General features: G+C 41.7%; 14 protein-coding genes and 1 tRNA gene. 4 read left to right on the top strand and 11 right to left on the bottom strand.

The genetic code is table 11. The features are described 5' to 3' along the window. Positions 1-539 precede the first annotated feature (539 nt). From secD to LNM86_RS04685, 3 genes are all read left to right on the top strand, one after another. Positions 540-3,053 carry a protein translocase subunit SecD gene (gene secD, locus LNM86_RS04695; RefSeq protein ID WP_241438626.1) on the top strand — a complete coding sequence of 838 codons (2,514 nt, stop codon included), beginning with the start codon at positions 540-542 and terminating at the stop codon, positions 3,051-3,053. Between the two features lie 103 nt (positions 3,054-3,156). Then, positions 3,157-4,911, top strand: a complete 1,755-nt coding sequence (locus LNM86_RS04690) for a cation:proton antiporter domain-containing protein (RefSeq protein WP_241438625.1) — start codon at positions 3,157-3,159, stop codon at positions 4,909-4,911. Between the two features lie 15 nt (positions 4,912-4,926). After that, positions 4,927-5,880: a lysylphosphatidylglycerol synthase transmembrane domain-containing protein gene (locus LNM86_RS04685; RefSeq protein ID WP_241438624.1), complete on the top strand. Its 954-nt coding sequence runs from the start codon at positions 4,927-4,929 to the stop codon at positions 5,878-5,880. A 602-nt stretch (positions 5,881-6,482) separates the two neighbouring features. Here LNM86_RS04685 and LNM86_RS04680 read toward each other — a convergent pair. Next, positions 6,483-8,036 (bottom strand): TerC family protein, encoded by a 1,554-nt coding sequence (locus LNM86_RS04680; protein ID WP_241438623.1) that lies wholly within the window; start codon positions 8,034-8,036, stop codon positions 6,483-6,485. Between the two features lie 425 nt (positions 8,037-8,461). Between LNM86_RS04680 and LNM86_RS04675 the strand changes: the two genes are divergently transcribed. Next, positions 8,462-8,537 (top strand) — tRNA-Lys (locus tag LNM86_RS04675). Positions 8,538-9,019: 482 nt separating this feature from the next. Here LNM86_RS04675 and LNM86_RS04670 read toward each other — a convergent pair. From LNM86_RS04670 to LNM86_RS04625, 10 genes are all read right to left on the bottom strand, one after another. Beyond that, a complete protein-coding gene (locus LNM86_RS04670) occupies positions 9,020-10,492 on the bottom strand; it encodes a replicative DNA helicase (protein ID WP_241438622.1) in 1,473 nt (490 codons plus the stop codon). Further along, a complete protein-coding gene (locus tag LNM86_RS04665) occupies positions 10,471-11,478 on the bottom strand; it encodes a phage late control D family protein (RefSeq protein ID WP_241438621.1) in 1,008 nt (335 codons plus the stop codon). The genes LNM86_RS04670 and LNM86_RS04665 overlap by 22 nt, the downstream gene beginning before the upstream one ends. After that, positions 11,469-11,723, bottom strand: coding sequence for a tail protein X (locus LNM86_RS04660; RefSeq protein WP_241438620.1), 255 nt, complete (start codon positions 11,721-11,723; stop codon positions 11,469-11,471). Before LNM86_RS04660 ends, LNM86_RS04665 begins: the two co-directional genes overlap by 10 nt. Then, entirely contained in the window at positions 11,720-12,166 is a 447-nt protein-coding gene (locus LNM86_RS04655) for a phage tail protein (protein WP_241437160.1), read from the bottom strand. The genes LNM86_RS04660 and LNM86_RS04655 overlap by 4 nt, the downstream gene beginning before the upstream one ends. Positions 12,167-12,197: 31 nt before the next feature. Further along, complete coding sequence (locus LNM86_RS04650; RefSeq protein WP_241438619.1) at positions 12,198-14,546, bottom strand: phage tail tape measure protein; 2,349 nt, start codon at positions 14,544-14,546, stop codon at positions 12,198-12,200. A gap of 130 nt (positions 14,547-14,676) precedes the next feature. After that, entirely contained in the window at positions 14,677-15,087 is a 411-nt protein-coding gene (locus tag LNM86_RS04645) for a hypothetical protein (RefSeq protein ID WP_241437162.1), read from the bottom strand. Between the two features lie 9 nt (positions 15,088-15,096). Then, complete coding sequence (locus LNM86_RS04640) at positions 15,097-15,615, bottom strand: phage major tail tube protein (protein ID WP_241437163.1); 519 nt, start codon at positions 15,613-15,615, stop codon at positions 15,097-15,099. Then, the gene (locus LNM86_RS04635; protein ID WP_241438919.1) at positions 15,612-16,901 is read right to left on the bottom strand and encodes a phage tail sheath C-terminal domain-containing protein; all 1,290 of its coding nucleotides are present in this window, start codon (positions 16,899-16,901) and stop codon (positions 15,612-15,614) included. The genes LNM86_RS04640 and LNM86_RS04635 overlap by 4 nt, the downstream gene beginning before the upstream one ends. A gap of 258 nt (positions 16,902-17,159) precedes the next feature. Further along, positions 17,160-17,387 carry a hypothetical protein gene (locus LNM86_RS04630; RefSeq protein WP_241438618.1) on the bottom strand — a complete coding sequence of 76 codons (228 nt, stop codon included), beginning with the start codon at positions 17,385-17,387 and terminating at the stop codon, positions 17,160-17,162. Between the two features lie 9 nt (positions 17,388-17,396). Further along, on the bottom strand, positions 17,397-18,767 hold the full coding sequence (locus tag LNM86_RS04625) for a Bgr_08870 family protein (protein WP_241438617.1): 1,371 nt from the start codon (positions 18,765-18,767) through the stop codon (positions 17,397-17,399). Positions 18,768-18,771: the final 4 nt, after the last annotated feature.

The raw sequence follows: 18,771 nt of genomic DNA, 5'->3' as shown, positions 1-18,771 counted from the left end.
ATAATTTATAAGCTTTCTCTTATCCTATAATACTGATAAGAGAAAAAAGATAATAGTAAGTGTGAAGACAATAAAATTAAAGAAAGTGTTTTAGCATGTTTTTTTTGCAACTCCCTTGCAAAAAAGAAAATTTTTTTCCCTTTACGATCTGGCTTCTTTTGTCAGGCTTTGGCATGTTGTTGATAAGCAATCTAGGAGCCGCTGCTTATTTAATAAAACAACCACAAGAAAATAATATAGTCAAAACGAACAGTTTTTATCCACAAAACAAATCTCATCGATTAAAGGCTATAACAACTGAAAATAAAAACTTTGCAACGTTTCATATAAATCTTATTCTTCCTAACGGTGGCTTTCTCCCAACATTAAATCTTTTTTTAGTCATTGTCATCGTTATTTGCACACAATTTAGAAACCTTAAGACACAATATTTTTCAAATAAACGCGCTCCTCCTCTTGCTTGAATTATAAAACGACACTCTTATCTTAGCCTTGCCTTTATTAATAACTCTTAAGATTGCCTATTAGCGGAATATATCATGCGTACACCCAGTTGGTTGACTACTCTTTATTGTTTGATCCTTTTAAGCAGCATTTATGTTGCCTTACCCAATTTATTTTCGCAAGAACAGGTCAAAAATTCGCAATTTTTAACGAATACCCGTGTAACACTTGGTCTTGACCTTCAAGGAGGCTCTTCTCTCCTCCTCGAGGTCGATAGCAAAACGTTAAAGCGTGATCAATTACACATACTTTTAGCAAATGTGCGTAACACACTGCGTGAAAAACAAATCCCAACTTCCAGTGCTCGTATCATCGAAGACAGCATCGTTGTACTTGTTTCTGATCCGTTACAAATCGAAAAAGCACTTTCTGCTTTGAAGACATTGGTAAGCCCCATACATCGTGGTTTTGGCGCTACAGCCGATGACATTGCTATCAGTTCTCAAAATGGAACTATCCGTGTTACATTAACGGAAGCTGGTATAAAAGATCGTATAAGCAATGCTATTGAACAAAGCCTAGAAATCATTCGTCGCCGTATAGATCAAGTTGGTGTTACTGAACCTGCTATACAAAAGGTTGGAATGGATCGTATTATGGTGCAATTGCCAGGTTTACAAGATCCAAAGCAGCTGCGTGATCTTTTAGGAACAACCGCTAAAATGACCTTTCATCTGGTGCCCTCCAATGTTGATATCAATAATCCTCCAATAGGTGTTTCAATCCTTCCTGGCTATACTGATGAGGCGCAACACTATGCAATTTATGATCAAATTGCCTTAGATGGAAATGTCCTGAAAGACGCCCGCGCAGGTTTTGACCCACAAATACCAGGACGTTCTATTATTTCATTCACGCTAAATTCCGCTGGTGCAAAAATATTTGCGGAAATAACACGACAAAATATTAACCGTCCTTTTGCCATCGTTCTCGATAACAAAGTTTTGACTGCTCCTACTATCAATAGCGTCATTCCTAACGGACAAGGTCAAATTACAGGAAGCTTTGACGCCAAAGAAGCATCAACTCTCGCTGCTCTACTACGCGCAGGCTCTCTACCTGCTCCACTAACCGTCATTGAAGAAAGAACTGTAGGTCCAAATCTTGGTGCTGATGCGATTCAAATGGGACTTTACACCGGTATAATCGGCTTCATTCTTGTGACAATTTTTATTTTTCTTCTCTACAGAGTTTGGGGGATCATTGCGAATATAGCACTTGCACTCCATACTATTTTAACATTTGCAGCACTCAGTCTTCTAGGTGCAACACTCACACTCCCAGGTATTGCAGGTATTATTTTAGGCATCGGTATCTCTGTTGACGCCAATATTCTCATCAATGAACGGATTCGTGAAGAAAGCCGAAAAGGGATAAGCGCCTTTGCCGCCTTAGATCGTGGTTTCAAACATGCTTTTGCGACCATTGTTGATGCCAATATTACTGCAATTATTGCAACTATTTTACTGTTTTGGTTTGGTACCGGTCCTGTTCGCGGTTTTGCTGTAACAATGTTGCTTGGTATTATCATCTCGATGTTTACAAATATCACCATTGTGCGCATCATGATGATTTGGATAATCCGTAAATGGAAAATGAAAACTCTACATCTTCACTCTATTTTCAATATTATCCCACAAAATACGACTTTCCGCTTTATGAAAGCACGTTTCATTGGTATTGGCGTCTCAATTATTTTATCACTTGCTTCCGTTTTTCTGTTTTTAAAACCTGGCTTAAATTTTGGAATTGATTTCATTGGTGGAAGCCAAATGAGTATTACCACAAAAGAGCCTGCAAACTTAGCAACTTTGCGTTCAAAGCTTTCTACCCTCAATATTGGTGAAATTACATTACAGAATATTGATAATGCAAACACTGTGTTGATTCGCATGCAGAAACAAAGCGGTGGTGAAGCACAACAAACCATCGTCATCGATAAAGTCAAAACAGCCGTACAAAGCATCTATCCAGATGCCACATTTGACCAAATAGAGGTTGTTGGTCCAAAAATTTCAGGTGAACTTGCCACAGCTGCTTTTACTGCTGTTATTCTCGCAGCAATTGCTATGTCCCTCTATATATGGCTACGCTTCGAATGGTTCTTTGCCGTTGGAGCAATTATAACGCTTATCTTAGATACAACAAAAATGATTGGTTTTTTTGCTTTATTTCAATTTGATTTCAATTTAACAGCCATCGCTGCTCTTTTAACAATTGTTGGTTATTCGATAAATGATAAGGTGGTTGTTTATGATCGAATGCGTGAAAACATGCGTCTTTATAAAAAAATGCCGTTGCGCGAACTCATTGATCTCTCAATTAACCAAGTTCTTGTCCGTTGTCTCTTTACATCAGCGACCACAGTTCTTGCCATGTTACCTATGGCGATATGGGGTGGCAGTGCCGTCCATAGTTTTGCTGTCCCCATGGTTTTTGGGATTGTCATTGCAACATCATCTTCTATCTTTATTGCCGCTCCCATTTTACTCTTGTTAGGAAATTGGTGGCATAAACGGAATAATCGTATAAACACGAAACTAAAATGAACATACCATGCTACTTAATATGATAAACTCTCTCTTTCTTTTCAGAAAAGACTTACAATTGTTTCAACTCATTCATTTTTTTGATAAAAAGTCGTAATAATCCATGCTCCATGACACACCACTGATTACAACTATTGTTGCAGGCTTATGTTTAGCCTTTCTTTTAGGAATGATTGCCAGCCGTCTGCGTATATCACCACTCGTGGGATACTTGTTAGCGGGTGTTATCGTAGGACCCAATACAGGTGGTTTTAAAATAGATTCCGTTATTATCAACCAACTGGCAGAAATTGGTGTCATTCTACTGATGTTTGGTGTTGGGCTCCATTTTTCATTAAAAGACCTTTTATCGGTAAAAACGATTGCGATCCCTGCCGCCATTGCACAGATGGCATTTTCTACTGTTCTAGGTTTATGCTTAGGTTTGATCATGGGATGGGGTTTCAGCGGTAGTCTAGTCTTTGGTTTAGCTTTATCAATAGCAAGTACGGTTATTCTGCTGCGTGCTTTGCAAGAACGCCATCTTATTGAAACAGAAAAAGGACGCATTGCTGTTGGCTGGCTAATTATTGAAGATTTAGCGATGGTCCTTATTCTTGTTCTCATACCATCACTAGCAAATGTTCTTAGCAATACCAAAAAGGAAGCAATTGATCCTCTTGTTCAGTGGTTAGATTTAAGTATTTGGGGGGTTTTTGGTCTCACCATCTTGAAAGTCATCATCTTTATCGCTCTTATGCTTGTTATCGGACGCCGTGTTATCCCGTGGTTATTAAAAATAAGCGCACAATCGGGATCACGTGAATTGTTTCGTCTAAGTGTCTTTGCCATTGCATTAGGAGTAGCGTTTGGAGCAGCCCATCTCTTTGGCGTTTCTCTTTCTCTTGGTGCTTTTTTTGCAGGCATGGTTATGAGTGAATCCGAATTAAGCCACCGTGCAGCGGAAGAATCTTTACCACTACGAGATGCATTTTCTGTTCTTTTTTTTGTCTCTGTAGGTATGTTATTTGACCCAGGAAAACTCTTGAGTCATTTTTTTCCTCTCTTAGCAACGCTCTTCATTATTATACTAGGAAAATCTGTTATTGCTTTTTTTATCGTAAAAGCTTTTCGCTATTCTAACGCAACAGCTTTGACTATTTCTGCAAGCCTTGCCCAAATCGGAGAGTTTTCTTTTATCCTTGCCGGTTTAAGTTTGAGTTTGGGGCTCTTAAACAATGATGCTCATGATTTAATTCTTGGAGGAGCAATTCTTTCTATTTTACTCAATCCCCTTGTTTTTATTGCTTGTGATAAAATTAAAAAATATCTAGAAAACTTGCCTACAAGTGTACAAGATACACAAACAATCATTGATATTGATCTACAAGATTCTGACCATGATTTTTTACCAATGACCTTGAAAACCAATCATATCGTGATTATTGGCTACGGTTGTATTGGTAAATGTATCGCATTATCTTTAATAAAAACAGGTGAACCTGTAGTAATCGTCGAAGAATCAAAACGCCTCGCTGATAAAGCAATTGCAGATGGCTTCGAAGTGATTTGCGGCAATATCATTCAACAAGAAATAATGAACGCAGCAAATATGAGTAATGCATACAAAGTTGTTATTACAATGCGAAGTACCATTGAAATAGGAGAATGCATCGTCAATATCCGTAATATGAAAAAGGATATTCAAATAATCACACATGCATTATCCGATGTAGAAACAAATTATCTCATTGATTTGGGTGCGGATGTCGTAGTAACTGATGACGAAGAAATTGCTAACGGTATTATCGAACATATAACAGAACAAAGATCTGTAAAAAATATGCACAATCATGTAATGAATTTACAAAAAATATAAAATGGATAAAGAAGCGTGAAACTAAAGCGATTTATATGGCCATCTATTGGTATTTTAGCAATGCTGATCTCTATCCGCATTCTTTATGTAAAACTTTCTACCATTTCTTTTGGTGATGTGTTGGAGCGCTTAAGCAATTTAAATACACAAGACTGGCTGTTAGCCAGTTTGTGCTCTCTTTTAGCCTATACTGCTCTTGCTGGTTATGACCGGATTGCCTTGCAACATCTTGGCCATAAAATTTCTTGGCTTTTTATCGCATTATGTTCATTTACGACCTATGCTCTTTCACATAATATCGGTGCTTCCGTTTTTTCTGGTGCAGTTGTTCGCTATCGTGCATATAAAATAAAAGGATTAAATGGAACAGAAATTGCCATATTGGTGGGTTTTTGCTCTTTTACCTTTGTGATAGGAACAATTCTGCTTTTTGGCATCGTTTTGATTTTGCAACCTGAAATTATCAAGCTCATTCATAATGAATTTCCCGAATGGCTTGGGACAACAGTTGGTGCAATACTGCTCGGCAGTATTGCACTTTATACCTTTGGTAGCTGGCTTCAATTATCCCCCTTACATTTGAGTAAAAAAATTCAACTTTCTTACCCACAATTTAAAATTGTCATCCAACAACTTCTCATTAGCCCCCTAGAACTTTTAGCCGCAGCAGGAATTATATACGCTGTCCTTCCTCATAATACAGATATTCATTTTATTTCTGTCCTCGGTGTTTTCCTAGCATCTTTCACCATAACCCTCCTCTCCAATGCTCCTGCCGGAGGGATTGGTGTTCTAGAAGCCTTATTCATAACAGGCATGCCGAACGTAAACCCCACGGACGTTGTTGCAGCACTTATTGTCTTTAGAATGCTCTATTTAATCATACCACTTATCATTTCGTTATTTATTGTAGCAATTTTTGAAGCTCAACAATACTGCAAACAGGCCACCAAGATGCCACCTAAATAAATAAAAAGAAACCATAGCTTTTTTCGCAATACATAAATAACAATAACCGTATTGGATTTTGTCTCGTATATAAATCAATACAATTATTATTTTTAATTTATCTTTTTATATTGCCTTAAAGCCTTTCTTTTTCCACATCGACTTCATGATATAAAAGAGATAAAAAGATTTTATCTTTCAATTTTCTTCAAAAAGCTCTTCTAGAATTCTATCTAATAAATTTCGTATAAAAAATAACGATTTTTATCATCTTCCTTGAATCGGTTTCCTCTATTGAAGATTGAATTTTTTATAATGTTATTTCCTCTATGCAGTTTCTCATGATAAGAAGGATTTCAAAAATTTTCTAAATAACACACAAAAGATCACTTCACAAAAATAACGCAGCATCGCCTCTCTTAAGCAGTCCCTCATAAAAGCCTTTTTGAACGTAAAAATTTATTAACTTATACCCCTTTTGCATATCGAGACGCATGCATTAAAAACGTCTTAAAAAGAGTGATAACCAAATTGATTTACCCCTCCTCTATACCCTTTCCACTCTCTATCATAAGAGGATATTTCTATCACTTTAACATATAGAATAGTGCGCCTTTTTCTTCTTATCCAAGTGGAGAAATAAGGATTTTAGATAAATTTCGACGATCCATTTCAACCACTTTAAAGCATAAACCATCAGCTTCAAAACTTTCCCCCTCATTAGGTAAATGGCCAAACCGCCAAAGCATAAATCCTGCAAGAGTTGTATAACGATCTGCTTCATCAACAAGATCACGCCCAAGATAACCACTTAAACGGCGGATATCAGCATATCCTTCCACAAGAAGGCTTCCATTTTCAAGTTGTTCTGCGATCATGGGTTCTTCATCATCATCAGGAAAATCACCAGCAATAGCTTCAAGAATATCTGTTGGTGTTGCAATTCCCTCAAAAGATCCATGTTCATCAACAATAATTGCCAGCTGGATTGAAGAATGACGTAATTGCTCCATCAATCGCAAAACACTCGTATTCTCATGAACGACGAGGGGTTCGCGCATAGCTTTTTTCCAATTGATTTTTTTGCCCTCAGCCAAGTTTAAAAGAAGATCTTTTGTCAAAGCAACCCCAACAAATTCATCTACTTTTTCACGCGCTAAAATTAAGCGGCTATGTTTAACTTGTTGCAATTCTTCACGCATTTCATTCTCATCGCTGTTTAAATCCAACCACTCAATTTCATTGCGCGGCGACATAATAGAACGAACAGGTCGATCAGCCAAATCGAGAACACCACGAATCATTTCCTTTTCTTCTGGTCGAAATAACTCAGAAGTTGCTGCCTGTTCAGCAATGACATCTACAGTTTCCCCAAGATGACCGTCTTTGTTTCCGCCTCCTAAAAGTTTCAAAACAGCATCAGCTGTTCGACCACGAAGATCATTTGTTGTAATCATTTTTTCACGATTACGGCGTCCAATTTGATTAAAAGCCTCAATGAGAACAGAAAAACCAATAGCAGCATATAAATACCCTTTTGGAATATGAAAGCCAAATCCCTCAACAATGAGAGTAAAGCCTATCATCATCAAAAAGCCAAGACAAAGGATAACAATAGTGGAATGACGATTAATGAAGCGCATAAGAGGGCCAGATCCATACATCATCACCCCCATAGCAGCAATGACTGCTATATACATAACAACAGCCTGCTCTTTTGCAATCATACCTGTTGCAGTAATAATACTGTCGAGGGAGAAAACGGCATCTAATACCACGATCTGAACAATAACTTGCCAAAAAACTGCATACGCAATACCTGTTTTTCTTTCGTGCGATACCCCTTCTAACCTTTCATGTAACTCCAACGTTGCCTTTGCCAAGAGGAAAGCCCCACCACTAATTAAAATAAAGCTATGCCAACTAAATTCAAAAAACGAGAGTGAAAAAATGATTGTATCGACACTCATCACCCATCCGATAATTGTAAGAAGGAAAAGCCGCATAACTAACGCTAAAGTGAGTCCTATCAAGCGTGCGCGATCACGTAAATGTTGCGGCAATTTTTCCGCTAAAATTGCAATAAAAACAAGATTATCTATTCCTAAAACAATCTCAAGAAAAACCAGTGTGATCAAACCAAACCACACATGAGGATCAGTGATCCACTCCATCATAGTTCACCTTTTAAAAACTTAAAAGCGCGCAATTGATCAAGAACATTGAACGCAAAAACATTGCATTCAAAGAAAGCGAAATATCTCTTAAACATACACAACTATTGATAAAATTTATAAAACAGAACGATGGTGTACACTGCTTATAACCACAAGATGGCTCTTCTGAATTTTTTTCGGGCATTACGCTCGACGATCCTCCAACTATAGTACTCATAGTACCGCATAATAATCAGAACATTTACTTATAGAGCATCTTATAATGGGACTATTTTTATATAAGATCAAGAGGTGTATCATATTTTTAACCATACAGCTAATAAAGCTATCGACTTTACGATTTCATATAAAAAGCAATAAAACCATCTAGACTTCTTCTCTTAGGAGCGTTATAGAACCGCTTATTCTTATTTTTGATAAGCTGTGGGTGATTAGCTCAGTCGGTAGAGCAGCTGACTCTTAATCAGCGGGTCGTGGGTTCGATCCCCTCATCACCCACCACTCGTTTTTATCTTAGCGACAACTTATTGATCTAACATATGTTTTTTGTAGTGAGGGACCTGCAAATAAAAGCAGGGGAATAGGATTTCCTAACACTTCTCTTGTAGCTTGCCACCAGGTTTTGCACAATTTGACACCAGGTTTTGCAGCAATTCATTTTTTTTTCACAGAGTTTTTAAGCAATTCTCAAAGTGGTTTTAAGAGGTGTTTAGAGCCGCTTTTATGAGTCTTATTTTGCCCTACCCAGAATCACAATTTGAGATGATTCATTTCTTCCAGCAATCCCCTTATTTGACACCTAAAATCTGTAAAATATGCATGCAGAGACCAACAAATTTTGTATCATTTGCATCATATTTTGTAAAAATAACCTCATTTTCAAAGGATTTTCATTTTTTCAAAGGGCTCTCAAAGGGTCTTCAAAGGCCTTTCAAAGGACATTTATTGCCCCCTTTATGCATATTTTTCTCTTATGATTTTCTTTATAGGTCACTAAAACGTGTAAAATCAGATTGGAAAGCAAGAGGAACAGTTCCTGTAGGACCATGGCGTTGTTTGGTGATAATCACTTCCGCTTGCCCCCTCACCTGATCCATCTTCTCTTGCCATTTGACAGATTCAACACTGCCTTCCTTTGGCTGTTCATTTTTTAAGTAATAGTCTTCACGATAGACAAACAAAACAATATCAGCATCTTGTCCAATCGAACCGGATTCACGTAAATCAGAAAGTTGTGGGCGCTTATCGGTGCGATTTTCAACTTGCCGTGAAAGCTGTGAAAGAGCAATGATGGGAATATTCAGCTCTTTCGCCAATGCCTTGAGAGCCATAGTAATGGCTGTCATTTCTTGCACACGATTGTCTGAGGAACACTTGGTATGACCCGTCACGAGCTGGATATAATCAATAATCAAAACATCTAAACCATGTTGTCGTTTGAGGCGCCTTGCACGCGCTGCCAATTGAGCAACGGACAAACCACCCGTTTGATCGATATAAAGCGGGGCTTTTTGCAGAGAACGTGTCATGTGGATGATTTTAGTAAATTGCTGTTCTGAGAGATTGCCCCGCCTAATATCAGAAGAAGAGACTTCTGTTTGTTCAGAAATGATACGGGTTGCTAATTGCTCTGAGGACATTTCTAACGAGAAGAATCCAACAATGCCTCCTTCATTGTCTTGTTCCTGTGTATGGTCATCACGTGTGTAAGCATTAGCAATATTAAAGGCAATGTTGGTTGCAAGAGAGGTTTTCCCCATACCGGGGCGACCAGCGAGAATAATGAGATCAGATTTTTGTAATCCTCCCATTTTCTCATCAAGGTTTTTGATATGGGTTGCGATTCCTGAAAGCCTTGAGGAACGCTTTTTCGCAGCACTTGCCATGGTAAGCGCCTTTGTAAGAGCGCCTGCAAAATTTTCAAATCCACCGCCATATTTTCCCTTTTCTGCCAATTCAAACAACTGCTGTTCAATCCTTTCAATCTGTTGTGAGGGCTTCAGTTCTACAGGAGCATCAAAGGCTTTATTAACAATTTCATTGCCAAGATTAATCAAACAGCGTCGAAGGAAAAGATCATAAATAATCCGCCCATAATCTTGCGCATTAATGATGGTGACGGCTTCTTTAGCGAGACGTACAACGTAATGAAAGACAGTGATTTCACCAATCTTTTCTTCTGCTGGAAGAAAGGGTTTCATGGTCACGGGATTGGCAAGTTTTCCCTTATGGATCATCTGTGAGGCAATCGCAAAGATCTTTTGATGCAAGGGTTCAAAAAAATGGGATGCTTTAAGAAAGTCCGAAACGCAATCAAGCGCATCATTGCTTATGAGAATTGCCCCGAGCAAAGCTTGTTCCGCTTCAAGATTGTGTGGGACCTCTCGAAATGAAGAGAGCATGTTATCCCTTTGATTTTCTTGTGCACGGCATTCTACGAGGTTGACTTTTCCCATGGCTGTTTTCCCTTCTCTGGTGCTTCTAAGGTGATTTCTGTAGTATAGCCACTTTGTTTCTCATAGCGGTGGGTCACGGTTGCAGCTTTCCATGGACCATTGATTTGCTCACGGAACCCTTGCAAAAGGAGAGGTTGATCGGCCATGATTTCTGGACGCCCTTCTAAAACCAAAGAACCACTGCCCATGCTACGGCACAGCCGGTCTGATTCTGATGCGGCAGCAGCTAAAGCTTCCTCTCTGCAAGGATAGCAACCACGCAAACGCCGTGTGGGACCTTTGAGGTTTGTGCGATATTTGACAGATAGCTGTTTACCTTGCGAGCGATCAAAGTACGTTGATTCAACGCTGCCATATTGGGTGCGTGGCTCGAGGGTAAATTCCCAACTGGAACAATCATGCTTGGCAAGAGTGAGGGGCGGTAAATTGTTGCCGCTTAAAAATAAAAATTTATTGTCTTTGATTAAAAAACGTGCCTGCATACGCTCTGCAAGGCGGGTTAAAAAATCAATTGTCGATTGATCAGTGCGCACCACATAAGGCAAGGTTTTGCTATAAAATTCTTGGTCGACTTTGGCTTGATAACCATGGCGCTTGGCTAAGCTTTCAACAATCTCACCAATGGTTTTATTGTCAAAATGCTCACTTGCTTGTTCTTTGAGTTCGCCACGCATTGAAGCGCTTTTGCCGCAAAGGTGTAAAACCTCTCCATCACTGCCCCCGATACTGACAACAGATTCAACAACAAAACGCCCCATAACCGCACTGATGCTGTCCTGATAACCAAACAGCACCTGCAGAGTACTGTTCTTTTGTGGAACCTCTAAATCATTGTCCCTATCATCAAACTCCGCTTCAAAACGATCGGCTTCATTGCCGGCATGATCGGTAATGGTGGCGCTAAGAAGACGCTGGTAAAAAACCTCATGGACGGGTTTGTCTCCAACCTTAACCTCGATAAAAGGATATGTCCGCCTTAATCCCATAACCGCTTCACTCTGCTTTGAGGAGGAACAAAGACAAATTCAGGCAAAGTGATCTCTAAACCCCGTGGCAAAACAGCACCATATTGGGCAATCCCTGGATTGGCTCTCAAGGTGGCTTCTAAATAGCCCTCTACGAATCCAGCCTGTTGACGGTCTCCCAACACCGCCATGGCATGTTGAAAGCAAATCAGATCGAGGCTCATATCTTCTAACTCTACAACAACGTGCTTTGCTGGTAGCTTCATAGCTGTTGTCCCTCTTGGAAATATCCTTGTGGTTTGCCCCCATCAAAAAAGGGCAACAGACTGATGGAATAACGGATACGCTGCGATTGACCAGAGCGACTGATATAATCGTGGTCTTTCGTGATGGAGGTAATCACCACGGGACCATGGAATATGGCACTATAACTCATATCATTGACCCAACGAAGCATCTGCACCGGTTTTGCTGCTCGTATGGTCATGGTGAGTGCATCAATGGCTATACGATCACCAAACTCTTCTGGAAACCACACGCCATGGATGGTTTTGGCATCATTGCCATAGCCGGTAAATTGCAAGCTGGGGGCTTTGCCAAAACGCTCCATAGACACCCATGAGGCGGAGAACTCTTCTTCAAAGGATTGGAAATTCAGCCAATCGACATAAAATTGATGCGGACCTAGCATCATCAAAGGATCTTTCATTTTCCTCCTCCCCTCATTGTTTTCCCTCCCCTTATTCTGTGCCGCCATGCAAGGCATTGGCTTTTGCCCGTTGGAGGGCATGACTTACCGCACGGCCGGTAGCAAGAGGATCACGCGCCCCATTGACATGCACGGTGACATTTTGATGGTGATAAACGGATGCGCTCTGCTTGCTTTTGTCCGTTGCCTGCGTTGTCACAGGGCTGGTTTGCGGGTGACCGGCAAATTGTACAATCGGCTGCAAAGCTGTTTTGCCACCAAGCCAACTGGGCAAATGAAACATGTTGGAGATATCAATCGAACCAATCCATCCTTTGATGCGACCGGATAAGGATTTAAAAAAATCAGCCAACTTTGTGATGGAGGACATAAAGCCATCGACAATCCCATTGGCAAGATCTTCTCCAGCCTGTTCCATACCCGCCTTGGCTTCTTCTGAGAGCTTTTCGCGAGCAAAAAAACTGCTCAACCAGCTCCAAAAGCTGGAGAGACTTTGCTTAAAACCCTCCCAGACATTACCAAACCATTGGGATATAGCGACAAGCCCCTGTTTGAACTTTTGCCAAGCTTGAGAAAAGTCAAAAGCAGCAGAAAGGGTATTTTTCCACTTGGTGATGGTTGCGGTATCAGCACCAAAAAAGCGCATGACAGCTTCAAAGATACGGCCAAAAGCGTGGACCAGCCCGCGAGCAAAACCTTTGACAAAAGAAGAAAACCGGTCCCAATATTTCCACAAGGCAAAACAAGCAGCCATGATCACTGCAACAACAGCGGCAATGAGCGCCCCTATCGGGGTAAAAACAGCACCAACAACAGAAGCAATGCCAGCAGCCACCACTTCTATCACTGTGCCAACCCAGCCAAATGTAGCTGCAAAGGCGGAACTCAAGACCATAAGCCCGCGAAAGCCTGCCACCAACAAAGTCATGGGTCGCAAGAGACGAAGCGTGCTCCCACCAAGAGTTGCCGCCATGATTCCCAAAGAGCGCCCTGAAGCGATTAAGCTGCGCCAATTGGTTTTAAGGACACGACTCACAGTACCAATTTTGATCAAAGAGCCCATCAATTGAAGCAAACCAAGCCGTGTGCCAGCCATGGTAAAGCGCAACACCCGCAGAGCAATATTAAAAGCCATCAAGGCGGCAATGGTTTTGACAATCGCACTGGTTAAGGCGGGATGGGCATTGGCCCATGCCATCAAGCCATTGATAAAATTGCCAACACTGGCCATCAAATTGTTGACATGGGGCAACAACACGTTGCCAATGGTAATGCCCAAAGCCACGATGCGGTTTTGCAAAAGTTCAAATTGCCGGATGGCACCAGTTGCTTGTTTATCCGCTTCTTGCTCTACGGAGCCTTTAAAAACTTTGGGGTCTTTAACAAATTCGAGCGCTTGGCTTAACAATTCTGGATTGCCAACCAATTTGGCAAAGTCACCGGTAAAATCGCGCCCAGCAATGGCAATCAGGGAACGCATACCCTGTTCGGATTTGGCTAAAACATCAAAAAAGCGCACTAACGTGCCGGTTGCATCTTTGTCGATGTCTTGGAGAAACTTTTGCCGTGACAGCCCAATATTGACAAAAGCATCTTCAATATGTTTGCCCCCTGCCTGAATACGCGAACTCATGGCATTAAAACCACGCGCCGCACTCTCAGGGACAATCCCCGCAGAAATCATCGCGGTACCAAAAGCAGCCGTTTCACGGGCAGTGAGCTTAAACATGGTGGCAGCACCGGTGGCACGATTGGTAAAATCAGACACTTCACTGGCTTTAGCCGCCATATGGTTGGAGAGATGGTTGATGGCATCGCCTAACTCTTCAATGCCTGTCTGATTGAGTTTGAAGACATTGCGCAATTTGGCAAAGCGTTCACCAATCTGGTCCCCCGTCATATCAAAAGCCACAGCCGCTTTGGCAGCGTAAAGACTAAAAGCTTCGAGATCTTGCTCGCCAATCCCCGCTTGGCTGGCACTGGTCATCAGTTCCAAAACCTCACGTGCAGCAAGCGGGATTTTGGTTGAGGTCTCAAGAGCAAAGCGGCGCAATTCCTTTAAGCGATGCAGAGGCGCATCAAGAACCTTTTCCAAGCCCTTCATCGATTGATCAAATTGCATGGCCTTATAGAGGGGGGCAATCAAGGTTGCGGTTTGGGCAATTGCCCCCACCATGCGCCCTCGCGCTTGGATAAAAGCCATTTCAGCATTCTTGGTTGCATCCTCAAGATGTTGAGGATCAAACCAATTTTTAAAGTGTTGTCGTGTCTTGTTTTGCAAATGGGCAACATCGGCACTAAAGGCTTGCAAATCGCGCTTGGCAGAGGCTATCCCTTCTTGCAGATGATTGACAAAACGCACAACAAGGGAAACATCCATAACAGCTCCTATTCCAACATCTGCTGTTCATATTCTTGGGATTTCAAGCGTGCTAATTCATTGCGATAAAAAATGACATCCAGCCAATCCATCTGGTTGATCTCTAAAGCCGACCAACGAAAATGAAGCGCTAATTCGGCTCCAAATTGTCCAGCATAAGGGATTGGCGTCCCATAAAAAAAGCAAAAAAAGCCTTCAAGATTGCCATCATATCAACAGTATCAATCCGATCAATCAGTTCAACCGTTTCATGGGACATATCCGCCAAAAGCGCTGTAATGCCTTCTGTCGCCTCATTGGTGAATAAAACTTGCGAAAGCTTGACAAGCAGAACATCATTGGAGAGCGTTTTCTGCTTGCCAATTTCTGGAGCCAGCAATTGTGTCAATTGCGGTCCAATCAGCACTGCCAATTGCTTGGCATGTTTGAAGGTGGGGCGATAAAAGGTTAATTTATTGCGTGTTGCTTGCTTACCATCACTGTCTGATATAAGCAGCGGCACTTGCAATTCCACAGCAATGCTTGTTTGTAAATTTGTCATCATAGTTTCCTATAAATTGAGGATAGAGCGCCTGCGCCCACCAATATCCTGCCCATTGCGCACAAGCCAACCACCCCGTTTAAATGAAAAGCGATGCAAAACAGCACCATCCCAATATTCGCTATAGTCCCAAATATTCTTAATCTCACAATCATAGCCCGTCGCTTTTCCAGCAGTAAGACCCTCGCTATCGACTTTGACCAAGCGCCCTGTGACATCAATGGAATGTTCATGCTCGCGCCCATCTTCTTCAGACACCACATGTTTTTTGCCAGTAAATTTATGACGAAGACCAGGGGGACCAGCAAAGATACCGATAACTTCGGGGGTATGACTGCGGATCTTCATTTGCAAGCTTAAAGCTTTCACACCAAGACCGCTCACATCAATTTGCATATCAGAACCGCCTGGTTGATAGGTTTCGGTGAGTTCTTCTAAGGTGGGCAGTTTGAGTGTTTCAAGATCAAGATGAAGATTGACATCATCATCAACAATCAGGGTAAAACCACGAACAATCCGTAAAGTCATGCTTCACTCCTTGCTGCTTTGCGATAGCTCTCTAGCGTATCGCCAAATTGATAGGTCATTTTCTTTTGGATGTCTTCAGCCAATCGGTCAAAATAAGCGCCATTGCGCCGGCTCCCAAAACTTAAATCTTCTAGAGGAGGCACTTCTTCGGCATCAAATTCAACCCGCAGCTTGCCCAATTGCAAAGTGCTATTGGAATTCAAATCACGATCAAACCAAACACGTCCACCAAGCAGGGCACCACGAGCAATCATATCATCAAGAAACTGCGTGAGACTTCTCGTAATGGCAATGACATGTTGACCGGTCAAATTCTCATCATTGGCAAAAGGGCGGAAACTATTGATGATGGTCTTTTCCAGTGCTGCACGGGTGCGCACCACATTGACAAAGCGCCAAAGCGGATCAGAAGATGTGGTATGATTGCCCCATAAAATCCGTCCATTGGCAGCCATTTGACCTTGCGCATTTTGGCTAAGCCGTGCCGGAATAAAGGTAGCAATATCGGCTTGGTTAAGACGATTTGCCTCATGATCGATTTCGCCATCAAAATAGCTAATGGGGCGCGCTGTGCCTAAAATGCCATGTACATCTTGGTTTGAAGGCGACCAAAAAACACCCCCCTTTTGCTTATCGCGTTTGATAAACATCGCTGCGGCAAAGGGACTTGCCGGTTTAATACAATAACCACCCTCACCGTTTGCCACCCGTACAAAGGGGTCAATCAAATAACAAAAGCGTGAGGAAAAATCAGCGCGATAAGCAAGGCTTTCTTCGGTGTTTTTGCCCCCTGTGTCAAAAACCGCAATTGCTTGCAGCTTTTCGGCAACCTGTTCTAGCGCATCAGCCACAGGGTTTTTACCATTGTCAAGGCGCCCTGCACTATAAGCTGGTGCCAACAAAATTCCAGGTTCAACCCCTAAATGCCCACGTGCATGGGTCAAAGCATGAACACCGGTTAAGGCAGCATTGGACCCTACCATTTCGGCTTGTGTTTCAGAAATTGTCGACTTTTCTTCTACCCGCACAAGGATAATTTTGGCCTCAACCCCTTGCGCGCATACAGCATGAATCACATCAAGAGCTGTGCCCCTTTGCCCCAGCTTTTGGATTTTCTCTGTTTCATGGGTAAAAACCAAAACAGGCTCGTTTACCGGATAAATTTGTCCATCAGCATCAGGGGCTGTAACAACCGCGCCAATCGCCGTCTGATCAAATGTTGCCAACGGTCTAGAGCTTTCACCAGCCTCAACAATGCGGATACCATGATTAAATTCTGTTGCCATCTTGCGCTCCAAATCAATAAAGCAACAATAACAACAAGGATCAAACCGCATAAGACTGACACTGTCAGTCAAAAAATTCCTTTAAAAAGGCTTTGAAACCCCTTTGAAAAGGACTTTAAAAGAAAATGATATAGCTTAAGCTATCACACAATAAGCGTGCGTCAAACCATTCGATTATTTTTGATACAAGAGCTTGCATCCAACAATGTTGGTTATAATCTATTCTCAACAATTATACTAAGCTTGTTCATCTTTCTCTTATCGTTCTTTCATAGATTCTACCGCTGCGTCTGTCTTAGCCCTTTCAGAAGACAAAGAATTGTTTTCTTCATCAATAATGGGAGGAGAGAACACCCCATCTTTATAAGTCCAACCAATTTGCGCTTCATTTGAGGCAATTGCCTCTCCCTCAGACAAATGAACATAATTTTCTGAGGCAACGATAATATTTGTTACCACACCCTTTTCAACAACTGCATATTCCATAAAAAGCTCCTATATAAAAAATCTCAATAAGATTGCTCCGTCGCCACCGTCACCGCCAATTTTACTGCCATCCTTTCCACGAAAATATCCACCGCCACCGCCACCACCGTTAGCTCCGTAATCACCACCATTACCTCCCCCGTTATTGCCACCATAACCGCCTTTGCCATTCTTTTTGCCACCGCCGCCGCCACCGCCGCCGCCATAAATACTGTTTCCACCATTGTCGCCATTGATATCGGAGTTGTTGCCGCCTGCACCACCTAATCCACCAGAAAAAATAAAACTTTCATTTTTCATAGCCGCATCGCTTTTTTTCCAAGTGCCACCGCCTATACCGCCTAACCCGCCTTTGCCACCATTGCCGAGAGAGCCATAGGCATTATAATAGCCACCAGGGGTGTTGTCATTGCCACCACCATAACCACCACCACCAGCACAAATAATTCCTTTAATAATTGTGTATCCACCATGATTTCCGTTGCTTCTGCCACCTTTTCCTCCCCTACCAATTTGAACTGTTTTCGCTTTTTTTAGATCGGCTCCCTTAATTTTAACACGTGCATATTGAGCACCTCCACCACCACCTCCACCGTTATTATTATTTCCACCATCACCTCCGCCGCCTCCACCGCCACCCCAAGCACATACTTCAATTTCTGTGTTATCGGTCATACCTTCAGGAAACGGGATAGTGCCGCTTTCTGTCATGAGGATTTCGACAGGTTTTTTGTTCAATGAAGCCACCAATTTATCTATTTCACTTTTCGTATAAACAGCTTCACCATCAACTTTGAGTGGTCCTTTGAGCTTGCTTCCCGTTGCAGTTAAACTTGTCACAACTCTACCATTTTGGATGAGGTTCAAGGACGAGTTTCCCGAAAGCTCTAAGCTATCACCAATGGTGACTTTGCTGGTAAACTTATTGTAATTTTGCCATTCATTGGCTTGCGCTAAGCGCCCATAGCTTGTCAGATCTTCATTAATCTTAGCTCTAAACGCATCAAGACCGACAATATCTTCAATTTTGTGTTGGTGCGCTCCAAGAAGGGAGACAGCACTGCCAAAGGTAAAATGATTGTTGCTTGCTTTATAGAGAACATAATTGTTAGCAGCGTCCTTAGCGCCCTCGATATCGCCCAAATCGGTTAAAGTGAAGGTTTTATCTGCTGCCATTTTGCCTTTGAGGGCTGCTTCAAGATCTGTAACATCCCCTATGCTATGCGTGTGTTTTGCAGGGGCTTTTTCATCTAGCTTTTCCTCAACTTCCATGATGGCTTGATCAATTTTTGTCAAGTTCTCACGCAAAATAGGGAATTCAGAACTGATAAAACGCCCTTCTTTAGGCAATTCCATTGCAAGCTTTTTGCTTTTTGTCATTTCC

The sequence above is a fragment of the Bartonella machadoae genome, from assembly GCF_022559585.1.
Classification (GTDB): Bacteria; Pseudomonadota; Alphaproteobacteria; order Rhizobiales; family Rhizobiaceae; genus Bartonella; species Bartonella machadoae.
Note: the sequence above shows the minus strand (reverse complement) of the source record. Positions and strands in the feature narration are given on the sequence as shown.